We start from the raw sequence: 16,382 nt of genomic DNA on the forward strand, positions 1-16,382 counted from the left end.
CCGCTGACCGGGACCCGTTCTCCGGCCTCCACCACCGCACAGCACGCCCGGAACGCTCGGCGGATCACCGGGCGATGCGGACGTCCTCGGGAGACCAGAACGCGCGCATGCCCGTGATCCGGCCCGCTTCGTCGAAGGTCATCACGTCGATCGGCTCGATCTCGGCGGCACCGTCCGGCAGCTCGGTGCGAACGCGGAAGTGGAACGCCGCGCTGTCCCCGGCGATCCGGAGCGCCAGCAGCTCGACGTCCTGGCGCATGTTCTCGACAGCGGTGTAGAACTCGGTGATCGCGGCACGCCCGCGGACCGGGTCGCTGCCCACCGGGTCCTCGAGCGTGGCGTCCGCGGCGTAGAGGGCCGCGACGTCCGCTGCGCTCCCGGTCGCGACAGCCTTCAGGTAGCTCGCCACGGCGTCGCGGATGACCGACTGCTCCGGCATGGTTCCTCCTGGTCTCGTCGTACCCGGTGCACCTTCACGGCGCGTCCACCTGGAGCTCCCCGCGCCGCACCGCGGTTTCGATGCTGTCGCGCAGCTGCAGGCACGTCAGCACGCTCGCGCGGTCGGCGGCCGGGTGCTGCGCGAGCTCCGCGCAGCGGTCGGTGTCGGTCGTCCACTGCACTTGCGTGTGGGCCGCGCTGTTCTTCTTGACCAGCACGCACGTGCCGCAGCTGCGGCAGGACAAGGGCTGCACCTGCTGCCTCCGATCAGACGGTGGGAGCGCTGTCGTCCACGATCACGCGGCCGTTGGCCAGGTTGTCGTCGACCTCGGCCTGCCAGAACTCGATCGCGCGCTCGGTGTCGATCTCGAACTCGAACCGCCGGTTCATCTCCGGGGTCACGTCCTCGACGTCGACGTAGAACTGCTCGTACCAGCGCCGCAGCTGGTAGACCGGCCCGTCCTCCTCGCACAGCAGCGGGTTGTCGATCCGGGCCTTGTTCTGCCAGATCTCGACGTCCTGCAGGAAGCCCTTCTCGACGCCGGCGGCGAAGCCCTGCGCCATCTGCTCGGCGTCCTCGTCGGACATCCCGTCGGGCTTCTTGACCATCGCGCCCCACTGCAGCACGAAGCTCGTGGGCGACACCGGGTAGTGGCAGTTGATCAGCACCGTCTCGATCGTCGCCTCACCGGTGTCGCTCCACAGGTAGTCGATCATGTAGGAGGGCCCGTAGTAGGAGGCGCTCGACCGCAGCGTGCTGTCGTCGCTGTAGTTCGTGCCGATCTTCACGTCCGGCCGGGCCTTGCTGTGCATCGTCTGGCTGGCGATGTGGCCCTCGAAGACGTTCTTGAAGTAGGTCGGGAACGAGTAGTGGATGTAGAAGAAGTGGGCCATGTCCACCACGTTGTCCACGATCTCGCGGCAGTTCGAGCCGTCGATCCGCAGCGAGTTCCACGTCCACGAGGTCCACTCGTCCGAACCCGCGCCGGGGATCTCCGGGATGGTCACCTCCGGCGGCGGCTGGTTGCCCTGCGGGTCGTTCCACACGAACAGCTGCCCGTTGCGCTCCAGGACGGTCCACGCCTTCGTGCGCGCCCGCGGCGGCACCCGCCGCGCGTACGGGATGCTCGCGCAGCGCCCGCTGCCCGACCACCGCCAGTCGTGGAACGGGCAGGCGACCTCGTCGCCCTTGACCTCGCCCCGGCTCAGGTCACCACCCATGTGCGGGCAGTAGGCGTTGAGCACGTTCAGCTTCCCGCCGCCGTCGGCGAACACCACCAGCTTGGTGCCGAAAGCCTCGATCGCGTGCGGCTTTCCGTCCCGGTAGTCGTCGGCGAGGCCGAGGCAGTGCCAGCCGCGCGCGTAGCGGGTCGGCGGGGCCTCCGCCTCGATCACCCGCACCTCGTTCTCATCAGCCGTCCGCGGTGCTGCCATGAGGAACTCCTCCGACTCCGTAGCGTGGACCCGCCTCAATGGTGAGAAGTCCGGGCCACCCGGAACAGGCCCTCTCCCGCTCAACGGGACCGACGCCCGCGGCCAGTTCCCGCGATTTCAATGGAAATCCAACGTCTGATTTCCATTGACATCGCGCAGAACACCCGCAGGCGTCGGCGCGTCGGACGCCGACATGCCGTGAGTCGGGAGCAGCGGCGTCGCCGAGCGGGAGGGCGGGTCAGTCGAGGGAACCGAGGCGATCGCTGGCCGTGACCCCGCCGTCGACGAAGACCGTGCTGCCCGTGACGAAACCGGCCTCGGCGCTGAGCAGGAAGCGGACGACGGATGCGACCTCCTCCGGCTGCCCGACGCGACCGAGCATCGCGTCACCGCGCATCCGCGCCCCGCGGCGGGCATCGGCGAGGCTGCGGCGGAGCATCGGCGTCTCGATGTAGCCCGGGCAGACCGCGTTCACCCGGACCCCCGAGCGACCGAGCTGCGCGGCCAGCGACCGCGTCAGCCCGAGGAGTCCGGCCTTGGAGGCGCTGTAGGACGGGATGTCCGCCTGCCCGAGCGTGGCGTTGATGGACGAGATCGCCACCACGGCCGAGTCCGGCAACGCGATCAGGTCCTCGGCGAGCGCGGCGGTCCCGTAGGCGAAGGCCGTGAGGTTGACGTCGAAGACGCGCTGCCACGCCGCCAGCGGGACCTCCGTCATCGGCGTCGAGTCGACGATCCCGGCGCAGTGCACGAAACCGCCTATCCTGCCGACGATTCGGCGCGCCTCGGCCAGCGCGTCGTCGTACCGGGACACGTCGGCGACGTCGATCCCGGTCGCGACGACCGGCACGCCGCCTGCCCGCTCGATCTGCTCCGCGACGGCCGCCACACCGCGTTCGTCGCGGTCCCACAGGACCGCTGGTCGCCCGCCGGCGGCCAGGGCGCGAGCGCAGGCAGCACCGATCCCGGAAGCGGCGCCGGTGATCAGCACGGGTGTGTTCGGCGAAGACATGGTGCTCCTCGTGGGTCAGCGGGTGAGCATGTCCAGCGCGGCGAGGTGGCTGAACACCATGCAGGACCCGATCGGGTTGCCCCCGCCCGGATACGTGGTCCCGCTGACCGCGGCCATCGAGTTGCCCGCGGCGTACAGGCCGGGGATCACCTCGCCCGAGGTGCTGAGCACCCGGGCACGCGCATCGGTGCGCAGACCGCCCTTGGTGCCGAGATCGGAGAGGCCGAAGGCCGCGGCGTGGAACGGGCCCTTCTCTATCGGCACCAGCGGGGAGCCCCCATCCGCGAACGACCGGTCGTAGGGCTCGTCACCCCGGTGGAAGTCCTCGTCGGTCCCGGCGGTCGCGAAACCGTTGAACCGGGCCACGGTCCGCTCCAGGTTCTCCGCGGGAACACCGATCTTCTCCGCGAGTTCGGCCAGCGTGCCCGCGCTGAACCACAGCCCGGCGTCGACGTAGTCAGCCGTCTCCCCCATCGGGACGCTCGTCGAGCGCACCGGCGGCCGCTCGCCCTCGCGGTCGTCGTAGATCATCCAGAACGGCAGCGCCATCCGGCCCGCGCCGAGGCGGTCGAGGACGGCGCGGCCGATCCGGTCGTACGGCCAGGACTCGTTGACGAAGCGCTCGCCCGCGCCGTCGACGAAGATGCCGCCGGTGAACCACAGCGAGAACGTCGAGGTCCCGTCCGGGTGGGTGATGCCCGGCGACCACCAGGCCTCCGCCATCAGGTCGGTGCCCGCGCCGACGTCGATCCCGGCCCGGATCGCCTTGCCCAGGTTCTCCGCCGGCCCCATCGTGTCCCGCGCCGCGCCCGGCACCCCGTGCTCGGTCCGCATCGCCTGGTTGCGCTCGAACCCGCCGGAGGCGATCAGCACGCCGCGCCGCGCGCGGATCCGCCGTCGCTCACCGCCCTCCTCGACCACCGCGCCGATCACGCCGCCGTCGGAGGTCAGCAGCTCGTCGCACACCGATCCGCGCCGCAGCCGGGCGGAGTCCTGCTTGGACAGCGCGAGCAGCAGCCTGCCGATCAGCGCCTGGCCGCCGACGAGCAGGTCGGGCAGCGGTGCGCCCGCCCGGTCGACGTCCACCGGTGGCCGGAGCTGCTCCCGCAGCGAGCCGATCCGCTCCGGCCGCATCGGCATCGGCATGATGTGCCTGCCGGTCGCGCTGGCTCCCGGCGCCGACCCGTAGTAGTCCGGCCAGGGGTAGACGATGAACTCGAAGTCGTCGTCCTCCTCCAGGTAGTCGACCAGTCGGGCACCGTTGTCCAAGAACGCGTCCTGCAGCTCGCGGGGCGTGCGGTCGCCCACCACCGCTCGGTAGTAGGTCTTCGCCTCCTCCGGGGTGTCCTGGTCGCCGGCCCGCTTGAGCACGGCGTTGCCCGGGAACCACAGTCCGCCGCCGGAATACGCCGTGGTGCCGCCGAACTTGTCGGCCGCCTCGACCACCAGCACCGAAAGCCCCTCGCGGGCCGCCGTGTACGCCCCGGTCAGCGCGCCGCCGCCGGAACCGACCACCAGCACGTCGCACTCGTCGTCCCAGATCGCCATGGGAGCACGATGCTCGCCGGACGCCCCGTCGTGGCGGGCCGGTCCCACTGACCGGGAGAGCAGGTCTTCGGGAGAAGTCCGCCGACCGCGCGCACGCCGACCGGGCCCGAGGTCGAGGGGGCCGTTCGCCACTCGCTGTCGTCAACCTTGACTTGCGGCGTGCTTCGCCGCCACGTTGCCGAAGACCAGCCCCTGGCCGATGGTCGCTCCGGCGCCCGGGTAGGTGGCGCCGAAGGCGTTGGCCGCGGTGTTGCCGATCGCGTAGAGCCCGCCGATCGGGGATCCGTCGGGCCGAAGCACGCGCCCGCGACCGTCCGCGCGCAGGCCACCGCAGGTACCGAGGTCGCCGAGGATGATCCGCACCGCGTACAGCGGGCCGTTCAGCGGGCGCAGGTTCGGGTTCGGCGTGACGGTCGGGTCGCCGTAGTAGCGGTCGTACGCGCTGGCTCCGCGGTGGAAGTCGTCGTCCACACCCGCTGCGGCCAGTTCGTTGAACCGGCGCAGGGTCGCGACGAAGTCCGCTTCCGGCAGCCCCGCTCGACGCGCCAGGTCCGCCGGGTCGTCCGACCGGTGCGCGATGCCGGCCTCGTACCAGCGATCCGGCAGCGCCATCCGCGGGAACAGCCCGCCCGCGTAGACGTAGCTGTTGCGGTAGCGCTGGTCGAACACCATCCACATCGGCCCGACCGCGTCGCCGGAGCGCTCCCGTTCCAGCACTCGCTGGCCGAAGCTCATGTAGTCGGTGGACTCGTTGCCGAACCGGTTTCCGCGCCCGTCGACGATGAGCGATCCCGGCAGCGACCGCTCGGCGAGCAGGACCGACGGCGCCCCACCGGGCAGCGGTGCGACGGCGGGGAACCACCACGCCTGGTCCATCAGGTCGATGTCGGCCCCGGCTTGCTGACCGATCCGGATGGCATCGCCGGTGTTGCCCTTGTTGCCCAGGCTCCAGCCGGGTTCGAGCGCCTCCGACTGGAACTCCTTGCGCCACGCGATGTCGTGGTCGAAACCGCCGGCGGCGAGCACGACGCCGCGCCGGGCCCGCACCGTCACCTCGCGCCCGCCCTGCTCCAGCACCACTCCCGTCACCCGGCCGTCCTCCGCGGTCAACCGCTGCAGGGCGGTCCGCGTCCACACCGGGATCCCGGCCCGGAGCACTCCTGCGTACAGTCCCGCGGCGAGCGCCTGGCCTCCCGCGACGTACTCGCGGCCGAGGAGCTTCCCGCCGATGCCCTGCGCCATCCGCAGCGCCACCCGCGGAACGCCGCGGCTCGGCACCCGGGCCATGAGGTTCATCCACTTGTAGTCGTAACCGGTGATCGGCATCGGCACCGGCGACTTCAGCGCCGAGGAACGGAGCCGGGCGCGTTCGGCGCCCAGCGTCGCGACGTCGAAGGGCTTGCACTCGCAGCTGCGGCCGGCAGCGACGCCGCCGGGCAGTTCCGGGTGGTAGTCGGAGTAGCCCTTGCTCCACATGAAGCGCATCGACGTGGTGCGCTGCAGCATCCGGATCGTCTCGTCGCCGTGGCGCAGGAAGCTCTCCCACCGCTCGTCCGGCGAGGTGCCGCGGACCACGGAACGCAGGTACGCCTCGGCGCGCTCGGGCGAGTCGACCGCGCCTTCCTCCGCCAGCAGCGAGCTCGCCGGGATCCAGAACGCGCCACCGGACAGGGCCGTCGAGCCGCCGACGTGGTCGGTCTTCTCGACGATCAGGACGTCGAGGCCCTGCTCGTGCCCGGCGAGCGCGGCGGCCATCCCGGTGCCGGAACCGATCACGACCAGGTCGACTGCCGCATCCCGCGCGGGAGTGGGCGCGGGCGGTGTGCTCGTTGGCATCGACGTCTCCTCGGCGTGGTGCTGGCGTTCGACGGCATCGCACCACTGCTCTCACCTGCGGTGCAGCGTTCCTCCCGCTCAACGGGACTGGCGCCGCATGCGTCGGCGTGCCTGCTCCGCCGCGGCGAACCGGCTCCGGTGCGGTGCCGGTGGGCGGCGGTTCACCAGCTGCTCGGCGCGCGCCGCCATGGCCGCGTGCACGAGCTCGGGGTGGGTCACGATGTAGAACTCGCCGCGCGCCGCCTGCGCCACGATGGCCTCCGCTGCTTCGTCGGCGCTGATGGCCTGCTCGCGGATGGCCAGCATGGTCCTCCGCTGCTCCTCGGCAGCGGCGACGTCGCCGGATTCGACGCCGCCCGCCGAGCGGAAGATGTCGGACTCCACCAGCCCCGGCAGCACCGCCGAGACGACGATGTCGGCGCCGACCTCGGCGACCTCCTGGTGCAGGCACTCGGTCATGGCCAGCACCGCGTGCTTGCTCATGATGTAGGGCGCCTGCAGGGGCAGCGAGGTGACCGCGCCGATCGAGGCGAGCGAGAGCACGTGACTGCGCCCGCCAGCGGCGATCATGCCGGGCAGGAAGGCCCTGATGCCGTGGAAGACCCCGCTGATGTTGACCTCCACGACGCGTTGCCAGTTCGTCGGCGAGACGTCCCACAGGTAGCCGAACTGCTCGACGCCCGCGTTGTTGATCAGCAGCCGGACGGGGCCGAACTCCTCTTCCACGTGGCGGGCCAGCCGGTCCACCGCGTCGGGATCCCGGACGTCGACGACGTGCGGCACCACGTGCCGCCCCAGCTCACCGGCGATGCGGTGGACGGCTTCCGCGTCGACGTCGGCGGCGATCACCGTCATGCCGAGATCACCGGCGAGGTGCCTGGTCAGCCCGGCACCGATACCGGCCCCGGCTCCGGTCACCACGGCGAGACCTCCGGCGAAGACCTCCCGCGCTGTGGGCATGAATCCCCTCCATCGGAACCGTTCCGGCGATCGCGGGGCGGCGGTCGGTCCACAGTGGCCTCCGCGGCCACCGGTCCGCGCGGGCACCTCGCTCCAGCGGGAGCGAAGACGACCGGAGGCCGCGGTTCAACGCCCGCTCCCGCTGTGCGGGACCCGGACCGGAACCTTGATGCTCCCGTCCCCCATGTCCGGTTTCCGCTCCCGCACAACGGATTTCACCGCTCAGGCGCTTTCCGGCCGCGCCCGCCGCTGTTAGCATGCCGTTAGAATCAATTTCATTCCGCCGATCGAGCCGATCGAGAGGTGTGGCATGACCTCAACGCTGAGGACGAGTGCCGAGTCGGCAGTCGAGCAGCGCGTCCCGCCGTCCATGGTGGAGCGGCTGACACTGATCCTGGACCTGTTCGAACGCCCGCACACCCATCAGACCTTGGAGGACGTGACCCGGCGGACCCGCCTCCCCCGCTCCACGGCCCATCGCATCCTCGACCAGCTCGTCCGCCTGCGGTGGCTCGACCACACGACGTCCGGGTACCGGCTCGGCAAGCGCGCGCTCGGACTCGGCGGCCGCGAGATCGGGCAGAACGCGCTGCGCAGCGCAGCGGCACCGGTGCTCCACGACCTGGCGATCCGCACCGAGCTGGTGGTGCACCTGGCCGTCCTCGTCGATACCGAGGTGTACTACCTGGACAAGGTGGGCGGCCGCTCAGCCGTCGAGGTGCCCTCGCGCGTCGGCGGCCGCGCCCCGGCGCACTGCACCGCGCTCGGCAAGGCCATGCTCGCCTGGTTGCCCGTGGAACGGGTCGAGGCCGAGTACCGCGACGCGGTCCGCCGCACCGCGCGCAGCATCGCCGATCCCGGCGTCCTGCACCAGGAACTCGACCGGATCCGGCGCCGCCGCGGACTGGCCTTCGAACGCGGCGAGTGCTTCCCGACGGTCGGCTGCGTCGGCATCGCGCTGCGCGGACGGGAAGGGCCGGTGGGCGCGATCTCGCTGGTGGGCGACGTGCAGTCGCCCCTGGAGCGGGTCGCTCCCCTGCTCGTCCAGGCCGCCCACGCCATCTCGACCGAACTCGCCACCATCGCGGACGTGCCGAAGCAGCCGCGACCGGACCTCCCGATCGCCCAGCGGTCGTGGCCGAACGAGCCGGTCGCCCAGCTGCTCGCGGTCGGTGGTGATTGGTTGTGAAGTCCCCGGCTGCGGGGCACCGGGCGATGATCGAGCAGGAGGAGCTCTGGGAAGGCGCGGCCCTCGCCTTCCTCACCCGACGGGATGGCAGGTCCGCCGGCTGACGCGCCCCTGTCCTGGGGCTCGAACCAGGCGCGACCGGAACGGGGGAACAGTGGCGAGAATCGCCGAGACGCGGCCGCCCGCAGCTCCGATGTCCGAGGACCAGGTGGCGCGCCGGGACCGCATCCTCGACGCCGCCACCGAACTCGGCGCCCGGGCGGACCTCGACCACGTGCAGATGAACGACGTGGCCAAGGACGCCGGGGTCGCGATCGGGACGCTCTACCGCTACTTCCCGTCCAAGACGCACCTGTTCGCCGCGGTCTTCGAGGCGCAGCTCGGCGCGTTCCTCGGGCGGTTGTGGCCGGCGGAGAGCGAGGACCTCGTCAACGACATCGGCGAGGCCCTCGTATCGCTGAGCCAGGAGCTGCTCCGGCGCCCCCGGCTGTGCGCCGCGATGGTGCAGAGCGCCGCCACCAACTACACCTCGGGACCGTTCGGGTCGGCGGAGCGCGATTCGGCGCTGTTCCACGCGATCCTGGACACCCTCACCCGGTCCGCGCCCGGTGAAGAGGTCGAGAGCACCGTCCGCTTGCTGGTGTTCAGCTGGTGGGGCGTGCTCATCTCGCGGCTCAGCGGCAAGACGACCGCCGGGCAGGCCGAGACCGACATCCGGCTGGCGGCCCACCGGCTCGTCGGACCGTTGTTGTCCGGGCACCGGTTCCCGTGATGGGCACCGGGACTCCGCCGTGCGAGCGCGAGGTGGGCGTTCAGGAGAACGTCGCGGTGACCTCGCCGAGCGGGTCGATCTCGGCGCGGAAGCTCATTCCCGGGCTCGCCGGGACCAATGGCCCCAGCGCCCCGGACAGCACGATCTGCCCGGCTCGCAGCGGGTCGCCGAAGGACCGCGCTGTGCGGGCCAGCCAGGCGAGCGCGGCGAGCGGATCGCCCAAGCACGCAGTCCCGTCGCCCTCCGAGACCAGTTGGCCGTCGGCGTAGAGCCGCATGGTGGTGTCCCGCGGCTGGAACTCCTCGACCGAGAACCGCCGGTCGGCCAGCACGAACAGCCCGCTGGAGGCGTTGTCGGCGACGGTGTCGGTGATCGCGATGTCCCAACCGGCGATCCGGCTGTCGACGATCTCCAGCGCCGGTACCGCGTGGTCCACCGCAGCGCGCACCCGCGCCACGTCCAGCTCACCGTCGGCCAGGTCTTCCGCCAGCACGAAGGCGATCTCGGCTTCGACCCGTGGCTGCATCAGACGGCCGGACGGGATCTCGGCCCGGCCGGAGACGTCCATGTCGGCGAAGAGCACCCCGAAGTCGGGCTGGTCGACGCCCATCTGCCGCTGGACGGCGGGCGAGGTCAGCCCGATCTTGCGGCCCACCGCCACCGCGCCCCCGGCCTCCCGCTGCCGCGCGAGCTCCTGCTGCACGGCGTAGGCGAGGGCGATGTCGGTGTCGCCGAGCACGTCCCGCACCGGTGCCGCGGGCGTTCCCGTCCGCTCGGCTGCGCTCAGGCGGGCGACCGCGTCGGCGATCGAGAGGTCTCGGGAGTTCTTGGTACCGGCTGTCGATGCACGCACGTCGTCACGTTCGCACGCTTCTCCGGGCAGTCCCAGCGCCAGTCCCGCTGTTCAGGACTCCCCGGGAGGTGAACACGAACCCCTCGTAGCCGTCGTCCCGGATCGCCTCGCAGCGTCGGCGGTAGGCGCCCAGCCCGGCCACGTACGGCATGAACCGGCGCGGCTTGCCCTCGATGTTCGCGCCCAGGTACCACGAGTTCGCGCGGGGGAACAGCGTGGCGTCCGCGGCCCGCTGGACGTGCTCGGTCCACTTGATCGCGGCATCGCGGCGCACCTCGACCTGGACCGCCCCGGTGTCGTCGGCGTGCCGGATCAGCTCGGTGAGCCAGTCGACCTGCTGCTCCGCGGTCAGCACCATGTTGGCCAGGACCGACGGCGAACCCGGGCCGTTGACGGTGAAGAGGTTCGGGAAGCCCGGGATCTGCACGCCGAGGTAGGTCACCGGCCCGTCCGCCCACGCGTCCTGGATCCGGTCGCCGAGCGGGCCGGTGATGTCGATCCGCATGAGCGCGCCGGTCATCGCGTCGAACCCGGTGGCGTAGACCAGCACGTCCAGCTCGTGGAACCCGGCGCGGGTCTCGATGCCCGTGGCGGTGATCCGCTCGATCGGGTCCCGGCGCAGGTTGACCAGCGAGACCTCGTCCCGGTTGAACGTCTCGAAGTAGCCGGAATCGGTGCAGATCCGCTTGGTGCCGATGGGGTGATCGGTGGGGATCAGGTCCTCGGCGGTTCGCGGGTCCTCGACGATCTCCCGGATCTTGCGCGCGGCGAACTCGCGGGCGAAGTCGTTCGACGCGCTGTTGGTGAACTGGTCCGGGAAGGTCTTGCCGAACAGCACACCGCCGTTGCGCCAGCCCGCCTCCAGCGCCGCCTCCCGCTCCTGCGGGGTGCACTCCAGCGCCGGCTTCGGGTACGGCTCGTGCGTCGAACCGCCGCCGCTCATGCGCGATTTCCGCCGCCGCGCCGGGTATTCCGCGCGGATCCGGCGCTGCTCCTCGTCGGTGAGCTTCCGGTTCAGCGCGGGCACGCTGTAGTTCGGCGTGCGCTGGAAGACGGTGAGCGAGCGGGCTCGCTCGGCCAGGATCGGCACCGACTGGATCGCCGACGAGCCGGTGCCGATGACGCCGACGCGCTTGCCCTCCAGCGCCGGGCCCGGTTGCGGCCAGCGCGCGGTGAAGTACGTCTCGCCGGCGAAGGAGTCGGCACCGGGGATGTCCGGCTTGTTCGGCGTCGACAGGGAGCCGGTGGCGAACACGAGGTACCGCGCGATGTGCTCGTCGCCGTCCTGGGTGCGCGCCGTCCAACGCGACGCCTGCTCGTCGAAGTGCGCGGCCACGACCCGCTTGCCCAGCTGGATGTGCCGGCGCAGGGCGAAGCGGTCGGCCACGTGGTCGAGGTAGGCGAGGATCTCCGGCTGGGTCGCGTAGCGCTCGCTCCACACCCAGTCGTTCTGCAGGTCCTCGTCGAACGAGTACGAGTAGTCGATGCTCTCCACGTCGCAGCGGGCGCCCGGGTACCGGTTGAAGAACCAGGTCCCCCCGATGGCCTCGCCCGCTTCGAGGCAGCCGACGTCGAGTCCGGCCTCGCGGAAGGCGTGCACGGCGTAAAGACCGGCGAATCCGGCTCCGACGACCAGGACGTCGCGCACCTCGTGAACTCCGGTGGTCATGGTGCTCCTCGCTTCGCGGCTGCGCGCAGGTCGTGCCACAGCAGGTCGCGGGCCGATCGCCCGGCCCGCAGCGGCAGGATGGTCAGGAATCCGTGGAACAGGCCCGGGTAGTGCCGGTGCGTCACCGCCACCCCGTCCCGCGCCAGGGCCACCGCGTAGGCCCGGCCTTCGTCGGCCAGCGGGTCCAGGCCGGCGGTCACGACGATGGCGGGCGGCAGACCGCGGAAGGTGTCCGCGGCCAGCGGTTCGACCTGGTACCGGGGTTCGACCGCGCCGTCGGCGGGCAGGTACTGGCGCCAGTACCACTCCATGGCGGCCTTGGTGTTGCCGTAACCGGTGCCGCGTTCGCGGTAGCTCGCGGTGTCGCAAGCGGGATCGAGCGCGGGGTAGATGAGCACTTGAGCCGCCACCGCAGGCCCTCCGGCGTCCCTGGCCAGCAGGCAGGCGCTGGCCGCGAGGTTGCCGCCGGCGCTGTCACCGGCGATCAGCAGCCGGTCCGGGTCTCCCCCGAGCTCGCGGGCGTTCTCGGCAGCCCAGGTCAGCGCGGCGAAGGCGTCGTGGGCTGCCGCGGGTGCCTTGTGCTCCGGTGCCAGCCGGTAGTCCACCGAGATCACCACCGACTCCGTTCCTGCCGACAGCTCGCGGCAGAACCCGTCGTGCGACTCGATGTCGCAGAACACGAAGCCGCCGCCGTGGCAGAAGACGACCACCGGCAGCACCCCGTCCCCGTCGCGGTGCGGGAAGTACAGGCGGACCGGAATCTCGCCGCCGGGCCCGGGAATCCTCCGGTCTTCGGTCTTGGCCACGACGTCCGGGTTGCGCACCGGTTGCCGCCGGGCCGCGATGGCGGCGCGTGCTTCGGGTCCGGTCATCTCCTCGACCCGCGGAAAATCCGCGTCGAGCGACCGGATGACCGCCGCGACCTCTTCGTCGAACACGATCGCCCTCCTCGGCGCAGCCGTTCAACCGGGCATGGAAACCCTTACGGCGCAACGTCTTCTGCTTGGCGCGGTGGGACCATACACGCGGGGGAACCGGCGGAGCGAGGCCGATTCCCGGTCAGTGGGCCGCAAGCACGGGCTCGCGCCTGCTCACGTCGCGGCACCAGTGCGCGTCTCGACCTCCCGCGACAGATCGCGACCGCGGGTCTCACCGGTGCGCCAGATGGCCAGCAGCGTCACGAGGCCGCAGGCGCCCGCCAGCACCGCCAGCGGAGTGCTCGACGGCACGCCCGAGACGGTGAACACGCTGCTGGCGAGCAGCGGCGTGAAGCCTCCGCCGACGAGTGCGCCCACCTGGTAGCCGAGCGAGACGCCGGTGTAGCGGACGCCAGTGCCGAACATCTCCGACAGCAGCGGGCCGAGCGGCGCGTACATCGCGTTCTGGAGCAACTGCCCCAGCGCCATGCCCACGAACAGCAGAGCCACCACCTTCGTGTTGACCAGGGCGTACATCGGGAAGGCCAGCAGCACGATCCCCGCTGCACCGCCGACCACCACGGTCCGGCGGCCGAGGTGGTCCGACAGCACGGAGAACAGCGGGATGGCCACCAGCCCGATCACGGCGGTGATCAGCACTCCGGTCACCACGTCGGCGGTGTCGTACCCGATGGACCGGCCGTAGGTGATCATGAAGGTGCTGATCAACGCGGTCAGCGCGAACGGGCCGATGCCGACGGCGCTGGCGAGCAGGAAGGTGCCGGGATTGCGCAGCACCTCCACCAGCGGGACCTTCGGCTTGTCCGCGGCGCTCCGCGACTGCTCGAACAGCGGGCTCTCGGTGATGCTGATCCGCACGTACAGCCCGACGCCGAGCAGCACCGCGCTGAACAGGAACGGCACCCGCCAACCCCAGGACATCAGCTGCTCCTCGGGCAGCCTGGTCACCAGTGCGACCGCGATCGTCGAGAGCACCGAGCCCAGCGGCGAACCCATCTGCAGCAGACCGTTCCACAGGCCCCTGCGCCCGGCGTCGGCGTGCTCGACGACCATCAGCGTCGCACCGGCCCATTCACCGCCGATGGCCACGCCCTGCACGATCCGGCACAGCACCAGCAGAACCGGCGCCCACACCCCGATCACGTGGTAGGTCGGCAGCAGGCCGATCAGCACGCTCGCCAGCCCCATCATGACCATGGTGACCACGAGCATCGACTTGCGGCCCATCCGGTCGCCGAAGTGCCCGAAGACGATCCCGCCGACGGGCCGGGCGACGTAACCGACGGCCAGCGTCCCGAACGAGGCGATGGTGCCGACCACCGGGTCGGATCCGGGGAAGAACAGCTCGCCGAAGACGATGGCGGCCAGCGTTCCGTAGAGCAGGAAGTCGTAGTACTCGATGACGGTGCCGAGCAGGCCGGACAGCGCGACCTTGCGCAGCACGGCCTGGTCGGGAGATCTACGCACGGCGGTTTCGGACATCTTCGACTCCGTTGTCGGATCCGGGAACTTCTCAGTCCAAAGCGGACAATGCTGCGACCAGCGGTTCGACCTCCGCGGCCTTCGCGGCCCCGAAGTCGACGTAGTTCAGCCCCAGTTCGTCCTGCCGCTGCAGCAGCTGCTCGACGCACTGCTCGACGGTCCCGACCAGCAGGCCCGCGGACCGCCGCCCGACTTCCGGATCGACCGCGTAGGCGCGGCACACCTCGGCGAGCGCGGCGTCGGTCTGCCGCGGGCTGTCCACCACCCGGCAGGTCCAGGTGATCGACAGGTAGTCCAGCTGGTCGGGGTCACGTCCGGCGCGTTCCGCCGCCTCCCGGACCCACGCGATCTTGCGCGCCATCCGGTCCGGCAGCATGTCCTCGATGACGGCCGCGTCGTAGGCGGAGCCGTGTCGCAGGTTCGAGTGGATCCCGGCGATCTGCGCGTGCTCCCCGGCCATGGTGAGCATCCGCTTCCCGCCGCCACCGATCAGCAGCGGCGGGTGCGGGGTCTGCACCGGCGCCGGGACCCCGGCCAGCCCGGTCACGGAGTAGGCCGCGCCCTCGTGGTGCACCGGCCGACCGGCGAACAGCGCCTTGATGACCCCCACCGACTCCGCCAGCCGGTCGACGCGCTGTCCCGGCGGGTCGTAGGGCAGACCGGCCGCGGCGTACTCGGCCGCCAGGTAACCGGCGCCCAGGCCGAGGTCCAGCCGACCGCCGGAGAGCACGTCGATGCTGGCCGCGGCGTGGTGGGTGATCACCGGGTGCCGGTAGTCGTTGCACAGCACCAGCGCCATGACCCGCAACCGCCGGGTGCTCATCGCGATGGCGGTCAGCGCGGCGACCGGATCCACCCGCCCGACCATGAAGTGGTCGGACACCGACAGCGCGGACAGCCCGCTGTCGTCCAGCCGGCGCAGCTCCGCCTGCCACGCCGCCACATCACGCCCGAGCGCCGGCGCGTAGAGCGCGGTCTTGATGGGTCTGCTCGGCATCGGCGCTCATCCCACCGGGCCGACGGCGGGCGCGAAGCGCGATGCGAAGGCGTGGATGCTGGCCACCACGTGGTCGAGCTCCGCTGCCGTGGTGCCGTGGCTCATCCCCAGCGACATGCCGCGCTCGAACACCGCGTCGGCGTTGGGCAGCCCGCCCTCGGGAACCCGGTGCTCGACGCCCCGCATCATCGGGTGCCGGGTGATGTTGCCGCTCCACACCGTGCGCGTGTCGATGCCCGCGGCTTCGAGCGATTCCTGCAGGTCGCTGCGCGCGAACCCGGCCCCGGGCCGGACCATCACCGGGTAGCACAGCCAGGCGGTGCGCCAGTCCGGCAGCTGGCGGGGCAGCGAGAACAACGCGGGGTAGCTGCCGAAGGCGTCGTTGAAGGCGTCGAAGATCTCCGCACGCCGGGCGAAGTTGGCATCGAGCTTCTTCAGCTGCTGCAAGCCGAACGCCGCCCCGAGCTCGGACGGTTCGAAGTTCCACGGCAGCACGTCGAAGATGAAGTCGTTGTCGTAGGCCACCCCGTCGAGATCCTCGCGGAACACCCGCCCGGTGCTGGCCGAGCCGAACAGGTGCGGCTCCGAGCGCCGTCCCCACCGCCGCAGCATCAGCGCTTTGTCCCGCAGCAGCTCGTCGTCCAGGCACACCATGCCGCCATTGCCCGCGCAGGTCACGATGTGCGCCATCGCGAAGCTGGTGACCGTGATGTCCGACCGGCTGCCGGTCCTGGTGCCGCGCAACGTCGTACCGATGCAGTCGCAGGAGTCCTCGATCACCTTCAGGCCGTGGCGGTCGGCGACGTCCCGGATGACGTCCCAGTCCGGCGCGTTCCCGGCCAGGTTGGGGATCAGGATCGCCTTCGTCCGGTCGGTGATCAGCTCTTCGATCCTGCCCGCGTCCACGTTGTAGGTGTCCGGCTCCACGTCGGCGAACACCGGGACCCAGCCACCGCGCACGATGGGCGCGACGTCGGTGGAGAAGGTCAGCGGCGAGGTGATCACCTCCGCACCGCCGGGCAGATCGAGCAGCTCCAGCGCCAGGTAGATCGCCGAGGATCCGGAGTTGCACATCACGCCGAGCCGCTTGCCGTACAGCTCTGCGACGGTGCGCTCCATCTCCGCGACGTTCTTGCCGATCTTCAGCCCGAACGGGCCGCCGCGCAGGACATCGAGGCAAGCGTCGATCTCGGCGTCGTCGTGCACGCTGCGGGCGTAGACAACACGGGGACTCATGAGTTCTCCTCTGTGCTC

15 protein-coding genes are annotated in these 16,382 nt (G+C 71.2%); 2 read left to right on the forward strand and 13 right to left on the reverse strand.

Annotation, left to right across the window (positions count from 1 at the left end; genetic code table 11):
- Nucleotides 1-64: 64 nt before the first annotated feature.
- The 7 genes from C4T78_RS04605 to C4T78_RS04635 form a co-directional block, all read right to left on the reverse strand.
- On the reverse strand, nucleotides 65-439 hold the full coding sequence (locus tag C4T78_RS04605) for a nuclear transport factor 2 family protein (protein WP_093346836.1): 375 nt from the start codon (nucleotides 437-439) through the stop codon (nucleotides 65-67).
- A gap of 34 nt (nucleotides 440-473) precedes the next feature.
- The gene (locus tag C4T78_RS04610) at nucleotides 474-692 is read right to left on the reverse strand and encodes a hypothetical protein (RefSeq protein WP_093346834.1); all 219 of its coding nucleotides are present in this window, start codon (nucleotides 690-692) and stop codon (nucleotides 474-476) included.
- A 13-nt stretch (nucleotides 693-705) separates the two neighbouring features.
- On the reverse strand, nucleotides 706-1,872 hold the full coding sequence (locus tag C4T78_RS04615; protein WP_093346832.1) for a 3-ketosteroid-9-alpha-monooxygenase, oxygenase component: 1,167 nt from the start codon (nucleotides 1,870-1,872) through the stop codon (nucleotides 706-708).
- Nucleotides 1,873-2,110: 238 nt separating this feature from the next.
- Nucleotides 2,111-2,884 carry an SDR family NAD(P)-dependent oxidoreductase gene (locus C4T78_RS04620; protein WP_093346829.1) on the reverse strand — a complete coding sequence of 258 codons (774 nt, stop codon included), beginning with the start codon at nucleotides 2,882-2,884 and terminating at the stop codon, nucleotides 2,111-2,113.
- A gap of 15 nt (nucleotides 2,885-2,899) precedes the next feature.
- Nucleotides 2,900-4,432, reverse strand: a complete 1,533-nt coding sequence (locus C4T78_RS04625; RefSeq protein WP_093346826.1) for an FAD-binding protein — start codon at nucleotides 4,430-4,432, stop codon at nucleotides 2,900-2,902.
- 141 nt (nucleotides 4,433-4,573) lie between these two features.
- Nucleotides 4,574-6,268 carry a 3-ketosteroid-delta-1-dehydrogenase gene (locus C4T78_RS04630; RefSeq protein ID WP_093346824.1) on the reverse strand — a complete coding sequence of 565 codons (1,695 nt, stop codon included), beginning with the start codon at nucleotides 6,266-6,268 and terminating at the stop codon, nucleotides 4,574-4,576.
- A gap of 78 nt (nucleotides 6,269-6,346) precedes the next feature.
- Entirely contained in the window at nucleotides 6,347-7,228 is an 882-nt protein-coding gene (locus C4T78_RS04635) for an SDR family oxidoreductase (protein ID WP_093346821.1), read from the reverse strand.
- A 310-nt stretch (nucleotides 7,229-7,538) separates the two neighbouring features.
- Here C4T78_RS04635 and C4T78_RS04640 point away from each other — a divergent pair, with 310 nt between their 5' ends.
- On the forward strand, nucleotides 7,539-8,417 hold the full coding sequence (locus C4T78_RS04640) for an IclR family transcriptional regulator (RefSeq protein ID WP_093346819.1): 879 nt from the start codon (nucleotides 7,539-7,541) through the stop codon (nucleotides 8,415-8,417).
- 193 nt (nucleotides 8,418-8,610) lie between these two features.
- Nucleotides 8,611-9,189 carry a TetR/AcrR family transcriptional regulator gene (locus C4T78_RS04645; protein ID WP_093346816.1) on the forward strand — a complete coding sequence of 193 codons (579 nt, stop codon included), beginning with the start codon at nucleotides 8,611-8,613 and terminating at the stop codon, nucleotides 9,187-9,189.
- Nucleotides 9,190-9,229: 40 nt separating this feature from the next.
- Here C4T78_RS04645 and C4T78_RS04650 read toward each other — a convergent pair whose 3' ends face one another.
- From C4T78_RS04650 to C4T78_RS04675, 6 genes are all read right to left on the reverse strand, one after another.
- Entirely contained in the window at nucleotides 9,230-10,042 is an 813-nt protein-coding gene (locus C4T78_RS04650) for a 2-keto-4-pentenoate hydratase (RefSeq protein WP_235863025.1), read from the reverse strand.
- A gap of 4 nt (nucleotides 10,043-10,046) precedes the next feature.
- Nucleotides 10,047-11,711: a flavin-containing monooxygenase gene (locus C4T78_RS04655; protein ID WP_093346813.1), complete on the reverse strand. Its 1,665-nt coding sequence runs from the start codon at nucleotides 11,709-11,711 to the stop codon at nucleotides 10,047-10,049.
- Nucleotides 11,708-12,649: a LipP1 family hormone-sensitive lipase gene (lipP1, locus tag C4T78_RS04660; RefSeq protein WP_218161450.1), complete on the reverse strand. Its 942-nt coding sequence runs from the start codon at nucleotides 12,647-12,649 to the stop codon at nucleotides 11,708-11,710. Before lipP1 ends, C4T78_RS04655 begins: the two co-directional genes overlap by 4 nt.
- Nucleotides 12,650-12,802: 153 nt before the next feature.
- Nucleotides 12,803-14,131: an MFS transporter gene (locus C4T78_RS04665; RefSeq protein ID WP_093346808.1), complete on the reverse strand. Its 1,329-nt coding sequence runs from the start codon at nucleotides 14,129-14,131 to the stop codon at nucleotides 12,803-12,805.
- 31 nt (nucleotides 14,132-14,162) lie between these two features.
- Nucleotides 14,163-15,128: a TIGR03621 family F420-dependent LLM class oxidoreductase gene (locus C4T78_RS04670; RefSeq protein ID WP_093346805.1), complete on the reverse strand. Its 966-nt coding sequence runs from the start codon at nucleotides 15,126-15,128 to the stop codon at nucleotides 14,163-14,165.
- A 6-nt stretch (nucleotides 15,129-15,134) separates the two neighbouring features.
- Nucleotides 15,135-16,364 carry a DegT/DnrJ/EryC1/StrS family aminotransferase gene (locus C4T78_RS04675; RefSeq protein WP_093346802.1) on the reverse strand — a complete coding sequence of 410 codons (1,230 nt, stop codon included), beginning with the start codon at nucleotides 16,362-16,364 and terminating at the stop codon, nucleotides 15,135-15,137.
- Nucleotides 16,365-16,382 lie beyond the last annotated feature (18 nt).

The organism is Saccharopolyspora kobensis, assembly GCF_900108315.1.
Classification (GTDB): Bacteria; Actinomycetota; Actinomycetes; order Mycobacteriales; family Pseudonocardiaceae; genus Saccharopolyspora; species Saccharopolyspora kobensis.